The sequence below is a fragment of the Phaeobacter porticola genome, from assembly GCF_001888185.1.
Lineage (GTDB): Bacteria > Pseudomonadota > Alphaproteobacteria > Rhodobacterales > Rhodobacteraceae > Phaeobacter > Phaeobacter porticola.
Genome location: NZ_CP016364.1, coordinates 846,911 through 868,767 on the forward strand (window position 1 = coordinate 846,911; position 21,857 = coordinate 868,767).

The 21,857-nt window shown below is 60.2% G+C and carries 22 protein-coding genes; 18 read left to right on the top strand and 4 right to left on the bottom strand.

What is annotated here, in order from left to right:
- The first annotated feature begins 66 nt into the window (after window positions 1–66).
- The 7 genes from PhaeoP97_RS04155 to PhaeoP97_RS04185 all read left to right on the top strand — a co-directional run bounded on the left by PhaeoP97_RS04155 (window position 67) and on the right by PhaeoP97_RS04185 (window position 9,051).
- Window positions 67–327, top strand: coding sequence for a sarcosine oxidase subunit delta (locus PhaeoP97_RS04155; RefSeq protein WP_072504003.1), 261 nt, complete (start codon window positions 67–69; stop codon window positions 325–327).
- Window positions 327–3,248, top strand: a complete 2,922-nt coding sequence (locus PhaeoP97_RS04160) for a sarcosine oxidase subunit alpha family protein (RefSeq protein WP_072504004.1) — start codon at window positions 327–329, stop codon at window positions 3,246–3,248. The genes PhaeoP97_RS04155 and PhaeoP97_RS04160 overlap by 1 nt, the downstream gene beginning before the upstream one ends.
- Window positions 3,241–3,786 (top strand): sarcosine oxidase subunit gamma, encoded by a 546-nt coding sequence (locus PhaeoP97_RS04165; RefSeq protein ID WP_072504005.1) that lies wholly within the window; start codon window positions 3,241–3,243, stop codon window positions 3,784–3,786. The genes PhaeoP97_RS04160 and PhaeoP97_RS04165 overlap by 8 nt, the downstream gene beginning before the upstream one ends.
- 37 nt (window positions 3,787–3,823) lie before the next feature.
- Window positions 3,824–4,162 (top strand): hypothetical protein, encoded by a 339-nt coding sequence (locus tag PhaeoP97_RS04170; RefSeq protein ID WP_072504006.1) that lies wholly within the window; start codon window positions 3,824–3,826, stop codon window positions 4,160–4,162.
- Window position 4,163: 1 nt separating this feature from the next.
- Window positions 4,164–6,401 carry a DNA primase gene (gene dnaG, locus PhaeoP97_RS04175; RefSeq protein WP_072504007.1) on the top strand — a complete coding sequence of 746 codons (2,238 nt, stop codon included), beginning with the start codon at window positions 4,164–4,166 and terminating at the stop codon, window positions 6,399–6,401.
- Between the two features lie 130 nt (window positions 6,402–6,531).
- Window positions 6,532–8,520: an RNA polymerase sigma factor RpoD gene (gene rpoD, locus PhaeoP97_RS04180; protein ID WP_072504008.1), complete on the top strand. Its 1,989-nt coding sequence runs from the start codon at window positions 6,532–6,534 to the stop codon at window positions 8,518–8,520.
- A gap of 231 nt (window positions 8,521–8,751) precedes the next feature.
- Entirely contained in the window at window positions 8,752–9,051 is a 300-nt protein-coding gene (locus PhaeoP97_RS04185; RefSeq protein ID WP_072504009.1) for a hypothetical protein, read from the top strand.
- 128 nt (window positions 9,052–9,179) lie between these two features.
- On the opposite strand, the gene PhaeoP97_RS04190 is transcribed toward PhaeoP97_RS04185, so the two are convergent.
- A complete protein-coding gene (locus PhaeoP97_RS04190; RefSeq protein WP_072504010.1) occupies window positions 9,180–9,854 on the bottom strand; it encodes an SDR family oxidoreductase in 675 nt (224 codons plus the stop codon).
- Window positions 9,855–10,123: 269 nt separating this feature from the next.
- On the opposite strand from PhaeoP97_RS04190, the gene PhaeoP97_RS04195 reads away from it, so the two are divergent.
- The 5 genes from PhaeoP97_RS04195 to ribD all read left to right on the top strand — a co-directional run bounded on the left by PhaeoP97_RS04195 (window position 10,124) and on the right by ribD (window position 13,211).
- On the top strand, window positions 10,124–10,534 hold the full coding sequence (locus PhaeoP97_RS04195; RefSeq protein WP_072506287.1) for a hypothetical protein: 411 nt from the start codon (window positions 10,124–10,126) through the stop codon (window positions 10,532–10,534).
- Between the two features lie 34 nt (window positions 10,535–10,568).
- Entirely contained in the window at window positions 10,569–11,060 is a 492-nt protein-coding gene (locus tag PhaeoP97_RS04200; RefSeq protein ID WP_237028980.1) for a hypothetical protein, read from the top strand.
- Window positions 11,061–11,099: 39 nt separating this feature from the next.
- On the top strand, window positions 11,100–11,528 hold the full coding sequence (locus PhaeoP97_RS04205; protein ID WP_072504011.1) for a secondary thiamine-phosphate synthase enzyme YjbQ: 429 nt from the start codon (window positions 11,100–11,102) through the stop codon (window positions 11,526–11,528).
- Window positions 11,529–11,646: 118 nt separating this feature from the next.
- Window positions 11,647–12,114 carry a transcriptional regulator NrdR gene (gene nrdR, locus PhaeoP97_RS04210; RefSeq protein ID WP_072504012.1) on the top strand — a complete coding sequence of 156 codons (468 nt, stop codon included), beginning with the start codon at window positions 11,647–11,649 and terminating at the stop codon, window positions 12,112–12,114.
- The gene (ribD, locus tag PhaeoP97_RS04215) at window positions 12,111–13,211 is read left to right on the top strand and encodes a bifunctional diaminohydroxyphosphoribosylaminopyrimidine deaminase/5-amino-6-(5-phosphoribosylamino)uracil reductase RibD (protein WP_338048677.1); all 1,101 of its coding nucleotides are present in this window, start codon (window positions 12,111–12,113) and stop codon (window positions 13,209–13,211) included. Before nrdR ends, ribD begins: the two co-directional genes overlap by 4 nt.
- A gap of 23 nt (window positions 13,212–13,234) precedes the next feature.
- On the opposite strand, the gene PhaeoP97_RS04220 is transcribed toward ribD, so the two are convergent.
- The 3 genes from PhaeoP97_RS04220 to PhaeoP97_RS04230 all read right to left on the bottom strand — a co-directional run bounded on the left by PhaeoP97_RS04220 (window position 13,235) and on the right by PhaeoP97_RS04230 (window position 17,795).
- Complete coding sequence (locus tag PhaeoP97_RS04220) at window positions 13,235–15,265, bottom strand: capsular polysaccharide biosynthesis protein (protein WP_072504014.1); 2,031 nt, start codon at window positions 15,263–15,265, stop codon at window positions 13,235–13,237.
- Between the two features lie 4 nt (window positions 15,266–15,269).
- On the bottom strand, window positions 15,270–16,406 hold the full coding sequence (locus PhaeoP97_RS04225; protein WP_072504015.1) for a polysaccharide biosynthesis/export family protein: 1,137 nt from the start codon (window positions 16,404–16,406) through the stop codon (window positions 15,270–15,272).
- A gap of 96 nt (window positions 16,407–16,502) precedes the next feature.
- Window positions 16,503–17,795 carry a capsule biosynthesis protein gene (locus tag PhaeoP97_RS04230; protein WP_072506289.1) on the bottom strand — a complete coding sequence of 431 codons (1,293 nt, stop codon included), beginning with the start codon at window positions 17,793–17,795 and terminating at the stop codon, window positions 16,503–16,505.
- A 240-nt stretch (window positions 17,796–18,035) separates the two neighbouring features.
- Here PhaeoP97_RS04230 and PhaeoP97_RS04235 point away from each other — a divergent pair, with 240 nt between their 5' ends.
- The 6 genes from PhaeoP97_RS04235 to PhaeoP97_RS04260 all read left to right on the top strand — a co-directional run bounded on the left by PhaeoP97_RS04235 (window position 18,036) and on the right by PhaeoP97_RS04260 (window position 21,706).
- Window positions 18,036–18,629, top strand: coding sequence for a riboflavin synthase (locus tag PhaeoP97_RS04235; protein ID WP_072504016.1), 594 nt, complete (start codon window positions 18,036–18,038; stop codon window positions 18,627–18,629).
- Between the two features lie 167 nt (window positions 18,630–18,796).
- Window positions 18,797–18,952: a hypothetical protein gene (locus PhaeoP97_RS20260; protein WP_157891228.1), complete on the top strand. Its 156-nt coding sequence runs from the start codon at window positions 18,797–18,799 to the stop codon at window positions 18,950–18,952.
- A gap of 36 nt (window positions 18,953–18,988) precedes the next feature.
- Window positions 18,989–20,110 carry a 3,4-dihydroxy-2-butanone-4-phosphate synthase gene (gene ribB, locus PhaeoP97_RS04245; protein WP_072504018.1) on the top strand — a complete coding sequence of 374 codons (1,122 nt, stop codon included), beginning with the start codon at window positions 18,989–18,991 and terminating at the stop codon, window positions 20,108–20,110.
- A gap of 1 nt (window position 20,111) precedes the next feature.
- Complete coding sequence (locus PhaeoP97_RS04250) at window positions 20,112–20,663, top strand: 6,7-dimethyl-8-ribityllumazine synthase (protein ID WP_072504019.1); 552 nt, start codon at window positions 20,112–20,114, stop codon at window positions 20,661–20,663.
- The gene (nusB, locus tag PhaeoP97_RS04255; RefSeq protein WP_072504020.1) at window positions 20,660–21,151 is read left to right on the top strand and encodes a transcription antitermination factor NusB; all 492 of its coding nucleotides are present in this window, start codon (window positions 20,660–20,662) and stop codon (window positions 21,149–21,151) included. The genes PhaeoP97_RS04250 and nusB overlap by 4 nt, the downstream gene beginning before the upstream one ends.
- A gap of 225 nt (window positions 21,152–21,376) precedes the next feature.
- Entirely contained in the window at window positions 21,377–21,706 is a 330-nt protein-coding gene (locus PhaeoP97_RS04260) for a hypothetical protein (protein WP_072504021.1), read from the top strand.
- Window positions 21,707–21,857: the final 151 nt, after the last annotated feature.

The following is a 21,857-nucleotide window of genomic DNA, read 5'->3' on the forward strand; positions in this document are numbered from 1 at the left end:
ATTCGCGCCTGCGATCGCCGCAGCGGTGGATATGAGTATTTTTGGAAAGGTGAAAGGGCGTCGGCCATGAGGATTACCTGCCCCCTATGTGGTGAGCGCGATCGGCGCGAGTTCTATTACCGGGGTGCCGCGCTGGAGGCACCTGCAGAGGGCGACAGTCCTGAGGTCTGGCATGCCCATGTCCATCTGCGGGACAATCCCGCCGGTCCGGTTGAGGAATGGTGGTATCACCAGCAAGGCTGCGGCAGCTGGATCTGGGTGCGGCGCGACACGTCCAGTCACGAGATGCTCGCGGTGCAGCTGGCATCTGCGCAGGAGGATCTGTGATGCGGATCGCAGGATGGGCGGGGAGGTCCGATACGCGCGAGGTCGGCTTTTCCTTCAATGGGCGCGCCCTGACCGGGCGGGAAGGGGAGCCGCTGGCGGCAGCCCTGCTGGCCAATGACATTCATCTGGTGGGGCGGTCGTTCAAATATCACCGCCCACGCGGCATCCTGACTGCTGGCAGTGAAGAACCCAACGCGTTGGTCACCGTGGGAGAGGGGGCAGCACAGGAGCCCAATCTGAGGGCCACCACGCTGCCGCTTTATGAAGGACTGGCGGCGCGCAGTCAGAATTGCTGGCCGTCGGTTGGTTTTGACGTGATGGCGGTGAACGATCTGGCCGCACCGTTTCTGGGCGCGGGGTTTTACTATAAGACCTTTATGTGGCCAGCGGCGTTCTGGGAAAAGATCTATGAGCCGATCATCCGTCGCGCTGCCGGGCTGGGGGCATTGTCTGGTGCGCCGGATGATGGGATCTACGAGAAGGCTTATGGGTTCTGTGATCTCTTGGTGATCGGGGCCGGGCCTTCGGGGTTGATGGCGGCGCTGACCGCGGCGCGGGGTGGCGCGGATGTGATCCTGTGTGACGAGGACAACCAGTCCGGTGGTCGATTGCTCAGCGAACAAGAGACCATCAACGGAAACCCGGCGCAGCAGTGGATTGCGGCCACGCTGGCAGAGCTGGATAGTCTGGACAATGTGCGTCGTATGGCGCGTACGACTGTGACAGGTGTTTACGATCAGGGAACTTACGGCGCGCTTGAGACAGTACCTGCCGGTGGCGGTAAACCCGCGCGCGCCTGTTTCTGGCGGCTGGTGACCAAACGGGCGATCTTGGCGGCGGGCGCGTTGGAGCGACCCGTGGCTTTTGCCAATAATGACCGGCCAGGGATCATGCTGGCAGGGGCCGTGCGCAGTTATCTTAATCGTTGGGGGGTGGCGCCGGGGGAGCGGGTGACCGTGTTTGCCAACAACGATGATGCCCACCGTACCGCGCGGGATCTGGTTGCGGCCGGGGTGCATGTGGCGGCGGTGATCGACAGCCGCCATGACGCCCCGCAGAGCCCTGATTTTCGGGTGATCCGTGGGGCGCAGGTCTGCAATGCCTCTGGCCGTCAACGGTTGGAGAGCCTGACCCTGCGAACGGTATCGGGTGAGGAGAAGTTGCAGACGGACTGTCTGGCCATGTCCGGTGGTTGGAACCCGACGCTGCATCTGACCTGTCATCTGAACGGGCGCCCCCGCTGGCGGCGGGACCTTGCGTGTTTTGTGCCGCAGGACGGCGCGGTTCCCGGGATGGATATCGCCGGTGCCTGTCGCGGACGGTTTACCACTGCGGCGGCCTTGCAAGATGGCGCTGAGGCCGGCGCGCGGGCGCTTGAGGCATTGGGCAAGTGGGCGGTTGCGGCAGAGGTGCCTGAGGCGGAGCAGGCGGAATATCGCATTTCTCCGCTGTGGTCGGTGCCGGGGCGCGGGCGCGCCTGGGTTGATTTTCAGAATGACGTCACGGTCAAGGATATCTGTCAGGCCGGGCGCGAGAACTTCCGCTCGGTCGAGCATATGAAGCGCTACACCACCCAAGGGATGGCCACGGATCAGGGCAAAAGCTCAAACGTGGTGGCGCTGGCGGTTTTGGCGGAGGCCACGGGGCGCAGTATCCCCGAGACCGGCACCACCACGTTCCGCCCACCTTATGTGCCGGTGCCGATTGGCGTATTGGGGGCTGGAGCGCAAGGCCAGGGATTTGCGCCGCGCCGTTTGCTGACTTCACATGCGACAGCTGAGGATATGGGGGCCCATATGATGGAGGTCGGCCTGTGGTATCGGGCGGGCTATTTCCCCAAACCCGGCGAGACCAGCTGGCGGCAGTCCTGTGACCGTGAGGTCGGATATGTGCGCAATGCGGTCGGGGTCGCGGATGTCTCGACCCTTGGCAAGATCGACATTCAGGGGCAGGATGCGGCGCGGTTGCTGAATTATGTCTATGCCAATGGCTTTGCCAAGCTGAAACCCGGTCGGGTGCGCTACGGTCTGATGCTGCGCGAAGACGGGTTCGTGATGGATGATGGCACCACCGCCTGTCTGGCGCCGAACCGTTATGTGATGACCACCACCACCGCCGCCGCCGGGCAGGTCATGGCGCATCTGGAGTTCGTGACGCAGGCATTGCACCCCGATTGGGATGTGCGGATCAATTCGGTCACCGAGCAATGGGCGCAGTTTTCCGTCGCAGGCCCCAAGGCGCGCGCGCTGTTGCAGGGTCTGCTGGGCGTGGCGTTTGAACCCGCTGATTGGCCGTTCATGGCCTGTGGTGAGATCGCGCTGGGCGAGATTCCCGCGCGACTGTTCCGAATCTCATTCTCCGGTGAGGAAGCCTATGAACTGGCGGTGCCGGCGCGCTATGGCGACAGCCTGTTTGATGAGTTGCTGCGCCGGGCCGAGGGTCTGGGCGGTGGCGCCTACGGGTTGGAGGCGCTGAACGCCTTGCGGATCGAGAAGGGGTTTTTGACCCATGCCGAGATCAACGGCACGGCCACCCTGCATGATCTGGGCTTTGGCGGTATGCTGGCGTCTGGCAAACCTTGTGTGGGCCGCGAATTGGCGCAGCGCGAGGGGCTGACGGCCAAGGATCGGATGCGGCTTGTGGGAATCAAACCCATCGGTGCCGTGCAGCAGTTGACAGCGGGCGCTCATCTTTTTGATCCGCAGGATCCGGTCGAGCGAGTTTATGATCAGGGCTATGTGACCTCTGTCGGATACTCCCCGACACTGGGCCATATGATTGGTCTGGCGCTGATAAAGAACGGCCCAGACCGGATTGGCGATCCCATTCGTATGGTGGATCACACGGCGGGGCTGGATGCGCTTTGTGAAATTGTGGATCCGGTATTCTTTGATCCAGAAGGAGAACGTGCCCGTGGTTGAGTTGCGTGCAAAAACACCCTGTGCCGGATTGTTGCCCATCACCGTCGGGAACCTCACGCTCTGTGAAGTGGATCCCGCAGTGATGACCTCACTTGCTCCCTATCAGGGCCAGAGCAAGGCGCTGTCCGACGCGTTGGGCACAGCACATGGTCTGCGCTGGCCCGCGCCAAACCGGAGCCACACTAAAGCTGGCGCGCGGGTGATCTGGTTCGGCCGCGAGATGGCGCTGCTTACTGGTGTGGCGCCAGATCCTGCGTTGTTTGAACATGCCGCCCTTACTGACCAAAGTGATGGCTGGGCCGTTGTCCGTCTTGAGGGCAATGGCGGCGAGGACGTGCTGGCGCGGCTCTGTCCGGTCGATCTGCGTGCGTCGGTGTTCAAACGCGGGCATACGTTGCGTTGCGAGCTAAAACATATGGCGGTTTCGGTCACGCGGCTGGGGCCAAAGACATTTCAGGTCATGGTTTTTCGCTCACTCGCCGAAACACTTGTGGAGGAAGTGAAAACAGCGATGGAAGCTGTCGAGGCACGGGGGTAGTCTCTGGGATCACCAACTGATTCCGGGAGCCAAGTGTATGATCCGTCTTGCCCTTGTTGCAGCTTTGCTGGCAGCGCCAGCCTATGCAGCTGAAAAGAAAGAAGAAAGCTGCAAATATCAGGGGCAGGTCATCGCCGCCGTGCAGCAAGCCCGGCTCGACAAGATCAAGCAGGCGGATGTCGCCCAGACGATTCTCGACAGCGAGCCAGACTGGCCCGAGCAATACAGCAAGGCCATTCCGCAGCTGACAGCGCATATCTATAGCCTGCGCAAGCGAGATCTGCGTAACACTGACTTTGGGGCGCTGCTGGAACAGCAATGCCTGGAGAATTGGGAGCAGATCCAGAGCATGAAAAAACAGTTGCAGAGCAGCTGATATGTCGCTGCCCCCTGGCTTTCTTGAAGAATTGCGCAACCGCGTCAGCCTCTCGCAGGTTGTCGGGCGCAAGGTCATGTGGGATCAGCGTAAATCCAACATGGGCAAGGGCGATATGTGGGCACCATGCCCATTTCACCATGAGAAATCTGCGAGTTTTCACGTCGATGACCGCAAAGGATTCTACTACTGCTTTGGCTGTCAGGCCAAAGGGGATGCGCTAAAGTTTGTGCAGGAAACCGAGAATGTCGCTTTCATGGAGGCGGTGGAGATCCTTGCACAGGAGGCGGGCATGGAAATGCCGGCGCGCGACCCCAAAGCACAGCAGAAACAGGACCATCGGACGCAATTGGCCGAGGTCATGGAGCAGGCGGTGCGGTTTTTCCGGATGCAGCTCAACACCCGATCCGGTGAGGGCGCGCGTAGCTATCTTGCCCGCCGCGGGCTGAGCGGTCCGGCGCTGGAGCGCTGGGAGATCGGCTTTGCCCCCGAAGGCTGGCAGCATCTCTGGGACGCCCTGCGCGGCAAGGGGGTGCCGGAAGAGCTGATCATGGGCGCAGGACTGGCGAAGCCATCGAACAAAGGCGGAAAACCCTACGATACGTTCCGAAACCGGATCATGTTTCCGATTCGCGATGCGCGTGGGCGTGCGATTGCCTTTGGCGGGCGCGCAATGGACCCGCGCGACAATGCCAAATATCTGAACTCGCCAGAGACGGCGCTGTTTGACAAGGGGCGCAGTCTTTATAATCACGGACCCGCGCGCACGGCGTCAGGCAAATCCGGCCAGCTTCTGGTCGCCGAAGGGTATATGGATGTGATCGCCCTGGCTGAGGGTGGTTTTGACGCGGCGGTTGCGCCATTGGGGACTGCAATCACCGAAAGCCAGTTACAGATGATCTGGCGCATCGCCGATGAGCCAATCATTGCGCTGGACGGGGATACCGCCGGCCTGCGCGCCGCCATGCGGTTGATTGATCTGGCGTTGCCCCTGCTTGAGGCCGGGAAGTCCCTGCGCTTTGCGCTGATGCCCGAGGGCAAGGACCCCGATGATCTGATCCGCGCCGAGGGCCCGGAGGCGGTGCAGGCAGTGCTGGACCAGGCCATGCCAATGGTCCGCCTGCTGTGGCAGCGCGAGACCGAAGGTAAGGTCTTTGACAGCCCAGAACGCAAGGCGGCGCTGGACAAGGCGTTACGGGACAAAATCCGGCTGATCCGTGACCCGTCGATCCGGCGTCACTATGGCGAGGATCTTCAGGATATGCGCTGGCAATTGTTCCGAGGGGGACGCAGCCGTGACGAGGCGGCCTCTGGTCCCAGTCTGGACATCGGCTTTGACCCAGGGCCGGATGCTGGCTTTGCTGCGGATCAGGGGCCAACCTTTGATCCCGCAGGTGACCCCGGCTATGGCGCTGATTTTGATGCGGGCTACGATCCGGGTTTTGACCCCGGATATGACCCTGGAATTGACCCTGGCTATGATGCAGCACCCGCGCCGACAGGCGGGCAGGGGGCAGCCTCTCGCGGCAGCAGCTACAAGCCCAATCCGGGCGGCTACAATTCCGGTAAGTCACGCAAGAGTGGCGGATTCCGTGATGGCGCACGGATGCCATGGCGGGGCAAGAATGCGCCGCCGCAGCCGCTGGAGACAACGCGGAATTCACTGCTGGCCGGTGGCAGTGAGGAATCTCTGGTGCGGGTGCGTGAGGCGGTGATCCTGGCCGCCGTGATCGTGACCCCAGCTGTGGTTGCCAAGTTTGAAGCCAATTTGGAGCGCATGGCCTGTGTCGGCTCGGACCACGCTTTGCTGCGCGATCTGGTGCTGCGCTATGGTGTTGATGCACCAGATCGCCTGAAAGATGAGATTGCGCAGGCTGCGGGGGCGCATGCCCTTGAAAACCTCTTTGCGCTTCGCCATGTGGCAATCAGCCCCTGTCTGCGCAAACCCGGTGATGTTGAAACCGCCAGCCTGACCCTCGCCGAGGAATTCGCCAAATTGGAAGCACGCCAGGGACTGGATGCGGAAGTGGCCGAAGCAGAAGAGGATTTGGACGGGCTTGCCGATGAGGCGGTGACCTGGCGATTGGGACAGGCCGCTGAGGCGCGCAACAAGGCCGTGCGCAGCGAAAACGAAGATCGTGCACAATATGATGTGGGCGAGAACGGCGCACGCCTAAACCGCGATGAACGCGACGCTTTTGGAGCGTTATTGGAACGTATTGGCTATTCCAAGAAGTGACCGCTGCGCCGCAGTGAGTCGTTTTGCTAAGGAAGAGCAAAAGAAAAACGGGTAAACCGGGTGACGAATCAGCAGATCGCGATAATGATTCGCGAAACCGAATCGCCCCAGCCCCGACGAGGAGCATTGAATGGCCGCCAAAGATACCGACGACCGCAAACCTGACGATCAGGAGTCCGAAATGTCTCTCGACATGAGCCAAGCTCAGGTCAAGAAGATGATCGCCGAAGCGCGCGAGAAGGGCTACATCACCTATGATCAACTTAATCAGGTCCTGCCGCCGGATCAGGTGAGTTCGGAGCAGATCGAAGATGTGATGTCGATGCTGTCCGAAATGGGCATCAACATCATCGAAGATGAGGAAGCCGAAGAGGAAGAGCAGAAAGGCTCGACCGATCTGGTCACCACCGAAAGCAACCGCGAAGTGGCGGTGGCTGGTGCGGCAGCTGAAAAGCTGGACCGCACCGATGACCCTGTGCGGATGTATCTGCGTGAAATGGGCTCTGTTGAACTGCTGAGCCGCGAGGGCGAAATTGCCATCGCCAAGCGGATCGAAGCAGGCCGAAATACGATGATTGCAGGGCTCTGCGAGAGCCCGCTGACCTTCCAGGCGATCACCATCTGGCATGATGAACTTCTGTCCGAAGACATCCTGTTGCGCGATGTGATCGACCTTGAGGCCACATTCGGCGACCAGCTGGACGAAGACGGCGAGGTTGCCACACCGGTTGTGGATACATCCGTTGTTGCTGCGAACAAGCCCGCCGCCAAGGATACCGGCCCTGAACTGGATGCTGATGGCAACCCCATCGCACAAGACGATGATGATGACGAAGATGATCAGGCCAATATGTCCCTTGCCGCTATGGAAGCGGCACTGAAGGACGGTGTACTGACCACGCTGGAACGGATTTCGTCTGACTACGCACAGCTGAGCGAGATGCAGGACAGCCGGATATCGGCGACCCTGAACGAAGACGGATCCTTTAGCGAGCGCGACGAGCAGGTCTACCAGTCGCTGCGCGCCGAAATTGTCCTGCTGGTGAACGAGTTGCATCTGCACAACAACCGGATCGAAGCTCTGATCGACCAGCTCTACGGGATCAATCGTCGGGTCATGTCCATCGACAGCTCGATGGTAAAGCTGGCTGACCAGGCCCGTATCAATCGGCGTGAGTTCGTCGAGGCCTATCGTGGCCGCGAGCTGGACCCGAACTGGCTGAGCGATATGGGCGACAAACCCGGTCGTGGCTGGCAGATGTTTGTCGAACGGTCGACCGACAAGATCGAAGAGCTGCGCGCTGATATGGCGCAGGTCGGTCAATATGTGGGTCTTGATATCTCTGAATTCCGCCGCATCGTGCAGCAGGTTCAGAAGGGCGAAAAAGAAGCCCGTCAGGCCAAGAAGGAAATGGTCGAAGCGAACCTGCGTCTCGTGATCTCGATCGCCAAGAAATACACCAACCGTGGTCTGCAGTTCCTCGACCTTATTCAGGAAGGCAACATCGGTCTGATGAAGGCGGTGGATAAGTTCGAATACCGCCGCGGCTACAAGTTCTCGACCTATGCGACCTGGTGGATCCGTCAGGCGATCACCCGCTCCATCGCGGATCAGGCGCGGACCATCCGTATTCCTGTCCACATGATCGAGACCATCAATAAACTGGTCCGCACCGGTCGCCAGATGCTGCACGAGATCGGCCGCGAGCCGACCCCGGAAGAACTGGCTGAAAAGCTGCAGATGCCGCTGGAAAAGGTTCGCAAGGTGATGAAAATCGCCAAGGAGCCGATCTCGCTCGAAACCCCGATCGGCGACGAGGAAGACAGCCAGCTGGGTGATTTCATCGAGGACAAGAATGCGGTACTGCCCTTGGACAGTGCCATTCAGGAAAACCTCAAGGAAACCACCACACGGGTTCTGGCCTCGCTCACTCCGCGTGAAGAACGGGTTCTGCGTATGCGGTTCGGCATCGGTATGAACACCGACCACACGCTGGAAGAGGTAGGCCAGCAGTTTAGCGTGACCCGCGAGCGGATCCGCCAGATTGAGGCCAAGGCCCTGCGCAAGCTGAAGCACCCCAGCCGGTCGCGCAAGCTGCGGTCCTTCCTCGACCAGTAAGCGGCTGTGGCAGAAATCTTACAAAGGCGTCCCATATTGGGGCGCCTTTTTTGTTGGGGCAGTCTTTGGCGCCTGGGGCAGGAAAGCGTTTCTTCGCAAGCATTTGTGAACTGAAACGGGGCGTCGAGTGCGCTGTATTGTTAACCAGTTCGGTCGGTCAGAGATTGTTGTTCACCTTCGGCATACCTAAGTTACCAATGTCTTAACCTTAACAGCCTCGGGGGAGGAGCAATGCCGCAACATTCGAATTTGAACGACGCACTTAATGTGCTGGACGACAAGCTCCGGTCATTGAGCGCGCTTACAAAGGCCAATGCCTTTCTGGTAGATATCATGCGCAAAGATCGCGATATGCTGGAGCAGATGGAGGGTGAAGCAGCGCGAGCGATGCTGCTGGACCGTGCTCAGCACGCCTTTGGTGACATCGCAGGCGAGGATGCGGATCCTGATACGTTGCAGGTACTGGAGGTGGCTCTGATGCAGAGCAAATCCGCAGAGATCATTCCCTTTCCGAACAGCCATCGCAATTGATCCGCTGCGTAACCGGCACCTGTGGTCATGTGCTCCTTTGGTGACCTGAGACCACAGTCACACAAGCACGATCCGGGCGGGCCATCCGGCCCGGATCTGCTTTTAATATGGAGACGGCATTTGCCGGATTAGCCGGTCGGCGTCAGGAAAACCTCGCGCACGGTGTTGCGCGGATCGGCGTTTAGGGCAAAGACAACAGCCTCAGCCACGTCTTCAGGTTGCAGCTTGTCGGGTTTGGCTTCGTCAAAGAAGGCTGTGTTGACCATGCCGGGCGCGACAACCGTGCACCGGCCACCCCAATCTTTCATTTCTTCGGCAAGGTTACCGCCGTAGCCATGAACAAACCATTTCGACGCCCCGTAGATTGATCCTGGGATATGCACCCGGCCGGCGGCTGATCCGGTCATCACGATGTGCCCCTTCTGCGGTTTCAGATGTGGGATCGCGGCTTTGGCTGTGTAGAGCAACCCCATGATGTTGATGTGGATCATGTCGTGCCATTCAGCGGGGTCGCCTTTTTCTGTGCCTGGGGTGTCGAGCCCGGTGCCCGCGTTTGCATAGGCCGCATCCACCTGTCCAAAGCTGTCGCGCAGATGTTGTAGGGCGGCGACCTGATCCTTAAATTTGGTTGCATCCCCAGGCAGCACCAACGCGCCATCGCCCAGCTCATTTGCGAGAGCGTTCAGCTTGTCTTCGGAGCGGGAGAACAGACCTATATTCCAACCCGCCTTGTGGGCTGCGCGGGCGGTGGCGGCGCCGATTCCGCTGGAGGCGCCAGTGATGAATAGTGTTTTCTTAGCCATGGGTGAGATCCTCTGTCTTGTGGTGTCTTTGACCACTCAACGCGATGACCAGGCGATTGGTTGCGCGCATAGCAGAGGGCTGTCGCGTCAATGATGTGATCAGTTGTGACTGGTCTCTCCTGTTTGGATCTGGAATCCTGTGTCAGTTCTCCTATCTCTAGGGTATTGAAATTCAAATGTGACCTCGTCGGTGTTCGATGTTCTCGACCAAAGAGGTCACGCCTTGTCGGCGGGTTACGCCGTCGGGTTTGTCATCAGGGATTGGCATCATGCGAATATTATCTTTGTCCGTAGCGGCGGCGATAGGCTTGTCAGCCTGCGCCGAGGCAACGCCAACCGGCCATGTCACCATGGACAGCGCGCGGGTCTTTGCGTTGCCGGACGGAAGTTTTGAGGTGGCGCCCCCACAGGGATCCGTCCGTTCGGCCTTTTGGTGCGGTGCCGCAGACTATGCCCGCCGCGCACTTGGGGCGGGGTGGAACCAAGAGATATATGTTGCCCGAGGGATGGGCAAAGGCGTGGCTGTTAATCGCAAATCCACCGTGCATTTCACCCTGACCCCGGTTGAGAACGCCCGTGGTGACAGTTGGTTGAAGCGGACAAATGCCTACAACGTCGGTGACCGGCTGAGCGTTCAGGAAGCTGATCACCAGTGCAGCACCGCCTTTATCCGTTTCTGAAGACTGTCTGCCATTCTCTATTGAAAGCTGTGCTATGACCCGTTCAGTGCTAACCAGCCTCAGTTCTTGGTCATTGACAGGCAAGGCGCGCCGAGAGGTTGCCCACCGTCCGCTGAGTGCGGCTCTGATGGTTGGTCTGGCACTTGCCAGTATGCCCAACTCTGCATTTGCCTTTCGTGCTATCAACAAGCTGGAGGTCGTCCCGGCGGGGCAAAACCAGTTTGAGGTGATTGGTCGCGCGGGTGCGTTCAAGCCTGATTACTGGTGTGCGGCAGGGGATTACACGCGCCGGTCATTGGGCCTGTCCTGGCAGACCAAGATCTATGCAGTGGATGGCATCGGGGCCAGCATCACTACCGGCGCGCGCTCTGCGGTGCGGTTCACACTGGATCCGGTTGCTGCGGGCGTGACACCTTTTGATGGCAATTGGACGGGTGACATCCTGACACCTGGTTATGCGCTTCGGGCCAATTCTGCGTATGGCAAATGCGAGGATTGGATTTTTCCCTTCCGCAGGCGCAACTGATAGCTGATAGGCAGGGCCAGCGGGTCGAAGAGGCGTGCCATGCAAAGACAATTCACCGTCTCCACTCAGGGGCAGGGGCTATATGAGATCACCGGTCAGATTGTTGATTGGGTGCGACATGCGGCGCAGGGTTCAGACACGCAGACTGGGCTGCTCACGCTTTTTGTGCAGCATACGTCTTGCTCTTTGCTGATCCAAGAAAACGCCGACCCGGATGTGCAGGTTGATCTGTTCGCCTATCTGGCCAGGCTGGTGCCGCCGGCCAACGATCCCCAGATGCAATATCTGCGACATGTTTACGAAGGTCCTGACGACATGCCCGCCCATATCAAGGCGGCGATTCTGCCGGTCAGCCTGTCGATCCCCGTGGCTCAGGGGCGTCCGCTCTTGGGAACGTGGCAGGGCATCTACCTGTTCGAGCACCGCGACGCACCACACAGCCGCAGGGTGATCGCGCATCTGGTTTGACGCCCGGTATCTTGTGGTCTCAAATCGCCACTACCCAAATCCTAGAGGCTGCCATATAGTTGTGGATAAGGGCGCCTTGGCGCCTGTCTACCGGCGGATTTGAACAGGGGGACGGCAGATGCGCTGCCCGTTTTGCGGAAATATCGATACCCAAGTTAAGGACTCTCGCCCTGCTGAGGATCATGTTTCGATCCGGCGGCGTCGGTTCTGTCCGGCCTGTGGTGGCCGTTTCACCACCTATGAACGTGTGCAGCTGCGCGATCTTGTGGTGATCAAATCCAGCGGCAAACGCGAAGATTTTGACCGTGATAAGCTGGAACGCTCAATCCGGATTTCCATGCAGAAACGCCCGATCGAGCCAGAGCGCATCGACCAGATGATCTCGGGTATTGTGCGGCGTTTGGAAAGCATGGGGGAGACGGATATCAGCTCCAGCAAGATCGGCGAGATCGTGATGGAGGCGCTGGCCCGTATAGACACAGTAGCCTATGTGCGTTTTGCCAGTGTTTACAAGAATTTCCAGGCGGCTGATGACTTTGAGGATTTCGTTCACGAGCTGCGCCCGCCGGTGGCACCGGAAGAGTGAGACCGCAAGACCCGCGATATATGGCGCTCGCCCTGTCCTTAGGGCGGCGCGGGCAGGGACAGTGCTGGCCAAACCCGGCTGTCGGCTGCGTAATCGTACGCGATGGCCGTATTGCCGGGCGGGGCTGGACCCAGCCCGGCGGTCGCCCCCATGCGGAAACCGAAGCATTGGGCCAGGCCGGTGAACAGGCCCGTGGGGCCACGGCGTATGTTTCGCTGGAGCCTTGTTCGCATACCGGAAAAACGCCCCCTTGTGCGCAAGCCTTGATAGATGCCGGCGTCGCGCGCGTTGTCGCCGCGATTGAAGACAGCGACCCGCGGGTCTCGGGGCATGGGTTCACCATGCTGCGTGACGCCGGGATAGAGGTCACAACCGGTGTCTGCGCAGACGAGGCGGCACGGGACCATGCGGGGTTCTTTTTTAAGACTGAGCAGGGGCGTCCTTTTGTAACGCTTAAGCTCGCCAGCAGTTTTGATGGTCGCATTGCGACCGCCAGCGGTGAAAGCAAATGGATCACCGGACCGGAGGCCCGCCGCGCGGTTCATGCAATGCGGGCGCGCCATGACGCAGTGATGGTGGGTGGTGGCACAGCGCGGGCGGATGATCCTTCTTTGACTGTGCGCGACCTTGGCGTGACCCGTCAGCCGGTGCGGGTGGTGATTTCACGGCATCTGGACCTGCCACTGATGGGGCAACTGGCGCGTAGTGCGCGCGATATCCCGTTGTGGATCTGCCATGGCACCGGGGCGGACGCGGACCGTCTGCGTGCCTGGAATGGGGTCGGAGCTACGCTTTTGCCCTGCGCTGCAGATGGAATGCAGCTGGACGCCGGGGATGTCCTGCAACAATTGGGGCAGGCCGGTCTGACACGAGTGTTCTGCGAAGGCGGCAGCGCGCTTGCGGCTTCGCTGCTCGCGCAGGATCTGGTGGATGAGCTGATCGGCTTTACCGCCGGTCTGGGGATGGGCGGTGACGGGTTGTCCTCAATTGGGAGCCTTGGATTGGAGGCGCTGGCCGATGCGCCGCGTTTTGATCTGCTGGATGTGCGCCCGGTCGGCGCTGACATCCAGCATCGCTGGGTCCGCTCACTGCGCTGACCCCTGTGGTGTGCTGTGGTCGTCTAGCGCCACAGATGGGCGTAGGTGGACAGCAGACCCTGAAGCTTGGCGAGGGTTCTATTGGTTGTCCCAAGCGGCGGGATATCGTCTTTTGCCAGCCGGTCCACCACCAGTTCGATCTGGCAAGGCAGGCCACTGACAGGATCAACGTAGCGTGGATAATCAATCAACGTGGCGTGAACCAATCCCATCAGGGATGGCCGTGCCCGGCGCCGTGCGACGGGTACCGCCCCCATGTCATTGGTCAGCCCCCAGCCAGCATAGAAAGGCGCGCCAAGAGTGGTGACCTTGACGCCGCGCAACAGCGCCTCAAAACCAAGAAGCGAGGTCATCGTCCAGACCTCATGCACCATATCCAATAGCGCCATGGGATCGCTGTCAGTGACCACAACGTCTGCCAGCCCCTCGGCTGCGATTGTGCCATTGCGCAGGCCAGCTATCACATCGGGATGGGGCTTGTAGACAAGCACGGCCTCCGGATTTGCCGCGCGGGCGACGCGCAACAGGTCGGCATTTGTCGCGACCTTTTCGCAACCCAGTCGGACTGAGGCGTCATCGGCAACCTGTCCCACCACCAGCACGCGGTGGCCTTCGGGTAGGTTGGGGATGGTGCCGCCGAGATTGTACTTCGACAGGCTGTCCTGCACCAATCGCTGCGTCAGCCGTTCGGCGCGTTGTTTTTGCTCAGAGGTCAGCTGGGTGCGGGCGGCGATCAGATCCTCAAGATCGCTGGGCTGGCCGGGATCGTAGTAGATTCCCTGCCGGTCCACGACCAGCGATAGCGGCGGCACCAGATCTGCGCCCAGCCCGCGTGAGCGCAAAAAACCATCCTCAACGCGATGTGCTCCGGGATGCTGGCCAGTGCCGGTGCGTCCTGCCCAGATCATCCAGTTGCGCCCACTGGCGCGTGCTGTCTTGGGGCTGTCGCTAAACCTCAGGCGCCGATGGCGGCCAAAGAACCCTTGCAGCGGCCGCCGTTTCCACAGCCGCATACCTGAGGCGATCCAGCCAGCGCGGTCCTGTCGCCAGCTGCGGGTCTCGGCCTCCAGCGCGTCGATCACCTCTTCCAGCTCGCACAGGCGGTCGTCATAGGGGCTGTACCAAGTGGGGTAGAGGATCATTGCGGCGGCGAACAATTGCGCGCGGGTCAACCGGCGCTGGCGGCGGGCAACCGGGAACTCATCCTCGGTGAGCCCCCAGCCTGCGTAGAACGGCTGGCCAAAGACGCGGGGCTTATGACCACATAGGATCGCCTCAAACCCCATTTGCGATGACACGGTGTAGACCGCAATTGCGCCCTCCAGCAGCGCCCAGGGGGACACTGCCGCATCCAGTAGTTCCACCCGGCCTTTCGCATCCGCTTGGGTGTAGTAGCCAGGGCGGTGGCCTGCGTGATCCTCTGGGTGGGATTTGATAATGACACGTGCGCCGGGGTGTTCATCCTGTGCGCAAAACAGCATCTCCTGAAACCGCGGGCGATCGGTGCCTTCAAAGGGGGTCGAGGCACGGACCGAGGCATCGCCGCGCGCCTGATCAATCACCAGCACATAGCCCGGTTCCGGTACCGGGGCCTCAGGTGAATAGGCGTTGTATTTGCTCAGATGGGCGTCCTGAAGCCGTGCAATCGCGCGGCGTGCGCGCCGCATCAGGGCACTGTCATCCAGCGGATGCGTTGCCAGCATCTGTTCCAGATCCGACTGGGTGGCCGGGTCAAAATGCAGGCCAGAGCTGTCCAGCAGCAGGCCCAACGGCGGCTCTCCGGCGCGACCGGGATGGATGGACCGTAAAAATGCATCCTCGACCCGCAGCAAATCGCAGCCCTGCGCGGCAGCGACGGCATGGCCGCGATGGGCCGTGTCAGCGTTGCCCCAGACTGCGACAAGATCCTCGGCACTCGGCTTGCCCAATCGCAGGTCGTAGCCAGCCAGCGTCAGGATTCGCCTAAGCCGCCGCTGGCGCAGGAAGCCCGCGTTGAAATAGAAAAGCCGGGGGCGCGTGCCCCCGGCCTTGGTTGTCAGATCAGACATTATCATGCCATCAGCTGCCGCCGGCCAGGCTCTCAATGCTGGCGATTGGTCCCAGCGGGGTGGCCAGAAGCGAAATCGTCTTGGTCCACTGTGCGTAGGGGGCTTCGGTGACATACAGTGTGTCAGAATCGCGGATCACAAAATCCCGCGCGACGAACAGACCGTTGGGTTTGGTCAGGTTCAGCACATAAACGAGACGTTGCGCCCCGATCAGATCATCTCGCCCCAGCACCTGATTGGCGATTTCCGCAGGCTCGTTGCGCAGGACAAAGACGCCGGTCGGATCCGAGGCCGTAGAGATCAATCCACCAACCTGCGCGATCGCCTCAAGGGCCGAGAGGTCCTGACTTTCAAACGGGACGCGGGCCTGAGCACTGGTCGCGCCAAGCGCGGTAAAGGAGCGGCTGTCTTCTTCGACCAGAATTTTGTCACCGCCACGCAGGGCGATGTCCAATTCCGGGTGTTTGTACAAATCCTGGAACCAGATGGTGCCTTTTTGGGCCCCGCGAATGACGGTGATCTGTGCATTTTCCGGCTCAATCGCAACGCCGCCTGCACGCGCTAGCATGGTGGCGAGACTGCGGGTCGGGCGCTCGATCGCATAGACACCCTGGCCGCCGACGGCGCCGGTCAGGCTGACAGTGGCCCCGTCGCCCGCAAGGCGGCGCACCTGCACCTGCGGGTCAGGGGTCTGGTCTTCCAGTTTCTTGGTGATGGTGCGGCGCAGTTGATCCGGCGTATTGCCCGAGGCGCGCAGCCGCCCGGCATAGGGCACGAAGATAAAACCGGCGCTGTCGACCTGCACCTCTTCCAGCACGGTTGCGTTGGTGGTTTCTGCCGCAAGCAACCCATCATCGACGTTTTCCCAGACCGTAAGGCCCAGCACGTCACCGGGGCGGATCACATCCGAGGTCAACCGACCTGCACTGCGAAAGCTCTCGGAAAATCCAAGAGCCGGCACCACTGCGGTGGCGCGTGTCACGCGATCGTTTACAGAGACGATGAAGGCGTCGCCTTCTTTTTGCACGGAGCCGGCATAGATCTGACGCTTGTTCGGGCCGACCTGGGGAAGGCCGCAGGACGCCGCCAGCGTCAGTGCGGCCAGAATCGCAACCGGGCGCGCCCATTGAAAGGGAACGGTTTTCACTGCTCGGTCTCCTCGACCTATTATTGTTTTGCCTCAAGTTTTGGGGTCAAGCTAGCGCAGTGTCATGGAAAAATCCAGCCTTGGACGTGTGGCTTGTCAGCTCACCACACGCAACTGTTGCCGCGGTGCCGCTGTCCCTTCTAGCAGCGCCTGATAGGGATCCTCGTGCGCCAACATCATATCGACCACCTGACGGAGCAATTGGCGACGGCCTTTGCGGGAATAAAACCCGCCAGGCAGCTGTGATGTTTCAAGCAGATAGCGACGATAGTCCTTATAGGCGCGATTGTCGGGCCGGGCAGGGGCGGAAAAGAAATCGCGCAAGGGCTGGGTCGAGACGAACTCTGGCTTGTCATAAACCGCTTTGCCAAAGACCTTGAGCGGAATGCCGCGCCAGAGCACTTGCTGACCTGCGGTTGAATTCACGGTAACTGCCGTGCGGGCCTCATTCAGTAGGGCGGCCAGTTTGCCGCCGCGCACGTAGTGAACGCGGTGCTCAATGTCATAGCGTTTGGCCAGCTGGCGCACAGTCCGGCGGATCGGCACGCGGCCATCCTCCAGCGGGTGCGCCTTTACCACCAGATGATGATGGCGTGGCGCGCCTGTGGCAAAACCTTCAAACACTTCGGTCAGGAAATCGGTCAGACTGCCAAACGCAGAATGCTCCTGAAAGGCGCTATCATGTTCAAGCTGCAGCAAAGCCAGATGGTAAGGGAAGCCGCCGTTGCGAATGCGCCGGGTGGCAAGCCTGCGTTCAAGCGCCTGAAGGGGCATCAATAGCAATCGCCGCAGATAGAGCTGAAATTCACGGGTCACCGGCAATGCGCGATGGGGGCGAAACTGGCGGTAGCCGCGATTAAAGAACATCACAAAGCCATGGTAGAGCGCGCCGTAGAACACATGTTGCCGGGTGTCGCCCCAATGAGAGGGGGGCAAAGGCGCCTCCATATCCGAACGGGCCAGGGCGCTCGTCATCTCCTGCACGGGCATCTTCATCAGTCGTGAGTGACCGTTAGAACCCTCCCGCTCATACGTGACCCAATAGGGGCGCAGATAGCCCTCTTCAAAGACATGGACCTGGATGCCGCGCGCCTTGGCGGCGGCAATCGCCCTGGCGTGGATGGGGCGGGTGTCGCCGTAGAGCACAAGATCGCTGATCTGGTGCTGCTCTAGCAGTTGGTCAAGATAGCCGGGCCAATCCTCGGGGGTGCCGCGATACGGCAGGTAACTGTTGGTGTCGCGCCAGAACGCGCGGTCGCCTGCATTGAAACCGACGCGCCAGACAGCACAGCCTGCCGCCTGCAGCATCTCTGCCAGACTGGCAAAGAACGGCCCGTGGGGCCCTTGCAGAAACAGAAAAGCGCGTTGTGAATCGTTGATCTTGTGCATAATGGGCAAAATATATCCCGATTGTACAAACAATGGCTTAACCGCTAATTCGGCTTAACCATATCTGCAGAGTAGAGTAGGGTGCCGGAGTGGCGCAAGGCAAGAGCGGCCATCGGTTCGGAGCAATTGCAGGGCGGGTTCATCTGGCAACAGCAGGGCTTGCCGCGCCGCGGTCCAATGGCTACCAGAGAGACGCCGGCCGATCAACACGGCCACAACCGCATTTGCAGGAGCCCGCCCATGTTCACAGGCATTGTCACCGATATCGGCACCATCACCGAGCTAGAGCAGCAGGGCGACCTGCGGGCGCGGATCAAGACCGGTTATGACACCGCGACCATTGATATTGGTGCCTCGATTGCCTCCGATGGTGTCTGCCTGACGGTGATCGCGCTGGGAGGCGATTGGTATGACGTACAGATCTCGGCCGAGACCGTGTCCAAGACCAATATCGGCGGCAATGGCTGGACCGTTGGTAAGCGGGTCAATCTGGAGCGGGCGCTGAAAGTTGGCGATGAGCTGGGCGGTCATATCGTGTCGGGCCATGTTGATGGCGTGGCTGAGGTGGTGGAAATCCGTGATGAGGGTGACAGCACGCGTGTTACCCTGCGCGCGCCGAAGGATCTGGCACGCTTCATCGCGCCGAAGGGATCTGTCGCGCTGAATGGCACCTCGCTGACGGTGAACGATGTTGAAGGATGCGACTTTGGCATTAATTTCATCCCGCACACCAAGGAGGTTACAACCTGGGGGGATGTTGCGGTGGGCAATGCGGTGAACCTTGAGATAGATACGCTTGCGCGCTACGTCGCACGGCTGAACGAAGTGGCCTGAAGCCGGCTAGGTCTGATCAGCCTTCCCGAATGGGAATGGTCATCTGTGGGGGAGGCGAACAGTTCCCGCCTCTTGGTCACGGCAACACAGTTGCCGCGCAAAGCGTTGGGCCGGGCGCGCCGCAAGAGCGGCGCGCGTCAGAGCGAAAATTACACGACAGCGTGGAAATGAACGTCGATACCAGTCGGCGTTACAAGGCGGCCCGCTCTTGGACGCCGCGTCCGGGCTATGGTCTGCCGCATGCGGGGCTGGTATTCACTGTGCTGCTGGTCTATCCCGCTGGGGTATCCACGGCCTTGCTCGGGGCTGTGGGGTCGCATTGACCGCTGTCCACGACTGCCCACCGAAAGGTTGCCTGAATGAGCTTTGAAACACCGGGGCCAATTGAAGCCCAGTTGCGCGATGCAATCAGCCCGATCGAAGAGATCATCGAAGAGGCCCGTCAGGGGCGGATGTTCATCCTGGTCGATCACGAGGATCGTGAAAACGAAGGTGATCTGGTCATCGCGGCCGAATTTGCCGATGCGGCTGCAATCAACTTTATGGCGACTCACGGCCGGGGGCTGATTTGCCTGCCGATGACCGCAGAGCGGGTTGATGCGCTGGGCCTGCCGATGATGGCGGTGAACAATTCTTCGCGTCATGAAACCGCCTTCACCGTGTCGATTGAAGCGCGCGAGGGTGTCTCGACCGGGATTTCGGCAGCCGACCGTGCCCTGACTGTGGCGGAGGCCATTAACGAGAATAATACCATGGCATCGCTCGCGACACCGGGCCATGTCTTTCCGCTGCGGGCCAAGCGGGGCGGGGTCTTGGTGCGGGCAGGCCATACCGAGGCTGCGGTTGATATCTCGCGCCTCGCCGGGCTGAACCCGTCCGGGGTGATCTGTGAGATCATGAACGATGACGGCACCATGTCGCGGCTGCCAGAGCTGGTCACCTTTGGCAAGACACATGGGCTGAAGATTGGCACCATCAGTGACCTGATCGCTTACCGTGCGCGCAATGACAATCTGGTGGTTGAAACCTCACGCGAGACTGTGACGGCCGAGATTGGCGGTGACTGGGAAATGCGTCTGTTCACCGACCAGACCCATGGCATCGAACATGTGGTGATGATTAAGGGTGATATCACCACGCCGGAACCTGTGCTGACCCGGACCCATGCTTTGCATGAAGCGACCGATCTACTGGGGCTTGGTCCCAAATCGGCCCGCCAGCTGCCCCACGCGATGGAGTTGATCGCTGCGGAAGGGCGCGGCGTGGTCTGCCTGTTCCGCGAGCCGCGCAGCGCGCTTTATGCCCAGGACGACGAAGGCCCGCGCACCATCAAACAGACCGGTCTAGGCGCGCAGATCCTGTCCAAGATGGGTCTGCAAGAGCTGGTGCTGCTGACGGATTCGCCCTCCACCACCTATGTTGGCCTGGATGCTTACGGGCTGACCATCGTTGGCACCAAACCTCTGCTGAAGGACGCTTGATATGGCTGCACATGAAACCCACTACACGCTGGACCGTCCGACATTCGACAAGCCTGTGAAGCTGCTGATTGTCGTCGCTCCTTATTACAAGGACATCGCGGACAATCTCGTCGCTGGGGCGCAGGCGGAGATTGAGGCCGCAGGCGGCACCTGCGAGCTGATCAAGGTGCCCGGCGCGCTGGAGGTGCCTACGGCCATTGCAATCGCCGATCGCAGTTCGAACTTTGATGGCTATGTGGCGCTGGGCTGTGTGATCCGGGGCGAAACCACCCATTATGAAACCGTCTGCAACGACAGCAGCCGCGCAATTCAGCTGATGGGATTGCAGGGCCTGTGCATCGGCAACGGCATCCTGACCGTGGAAAATCGCAAGCAGGCAGAGGTCCGCGCGGACACCAAGGATCAGAACAAGGGTGGCGGCGCTGCTGCTGCGGCCTTGCATCTGATCGCGCTGACGCGTAAATGGGGCGCCCAAACCAAGGGAGTCGGCTTTAAAGCCCCTTCCGAGGCCATCAGACTGGCCGACTCAGATAATGGACCCACCACCGCATGACCACCTCGGACAGCCAAGGCGCCGCTCGCAAGGGCAGTGACAAGCACAAGATGAAATCAGCGTCCCGGCTTTATGCCGTGCAGGCGCTGTTTCAGATGGAACATAGCAATCTGACCTTTGACAAGGTCATCGTCGAATTCGAAGACCACCGGTTTGGTGCGGTCTATGATGGCGATGAAATGGCTGAGGGCGACACCAAGAGCTTTCGCAAGCTGATTGAGGGCGCGGTCAACGAGCAGGCCAAGATTGACCAGATGACCGACCGTGCACTGGTGGCCAAATGGCCGATTGCCCGGATCGATCCCACGCTGCGCGCCTTGTTCCGTGCGGCTGGTGCTGAGTTTCTGGCGGGTAAAACCCCGCCCAAGGTTGTGATCAACGAGTTTGTCGATATCGCGCGCGCCTTCTTCCCCGAGGGCAAAGAGCCGAAATTCGTCAATGCTGTGCTGGACCACATGGCCCGCGAGGCCCAGCCAGAAGCCTTTTGATCGGCTGAGGTGCGCGCCGGGCTGTGCATTGCCTTAGCGGCGCTGCCTTGCGACAGCATACAGATTTGAAGTGCTATGAAGAGCGTACCCTGTGGGTGCGCTTTTTTCGGTGTATGCAAATTTTCTGCGGCTGCCCTGCATGCGTCAAATTCCGCCGATCTGCCATTTGCCGCTGGACGCCCCAGCTAACAATGCTACCGTTTTACCATAGCAGGAGGGCGTTTCATGCCAAAGCTGGTGAGACTCTATATTCAGAATGTGGTTATTGGCTTTGCCATCGCAGGGGCCTTTGTCGGTATGCTTCTCTGGTTCAATGTGATGAACCTATGGCATCTGGTCAGTACTTCAGACAGCGGTGTTCTGGCGGTTGGTATCCTGTGGTTCATGAATGGCATTGTATTTGCCGGGGTACAGTTTGGCTACGCCGTGATGTCGCTGGCAGGTAAGGATGACGACCCCCGTGGCGGCATGCGGATCACTCCGGATGTGAGGCATGATATGATTCCAGTGCCCGTTCCGGCCAAGAAATTCCCTCGGCCTTTGCCGCGTCGCTGATCCGCTGCCCTCGTCTCAAGTCGGTCCAGACCAATAAGTCTTTCAACCAGCCGTGCCTCTCTCAGGCGCGGCTTTTCTTTTGTCAGTAATAACGGTGGTGGAATGCGGCGGGACCACCAGTCAACCGTGCGGTTTTGATTCCCGAGGACCT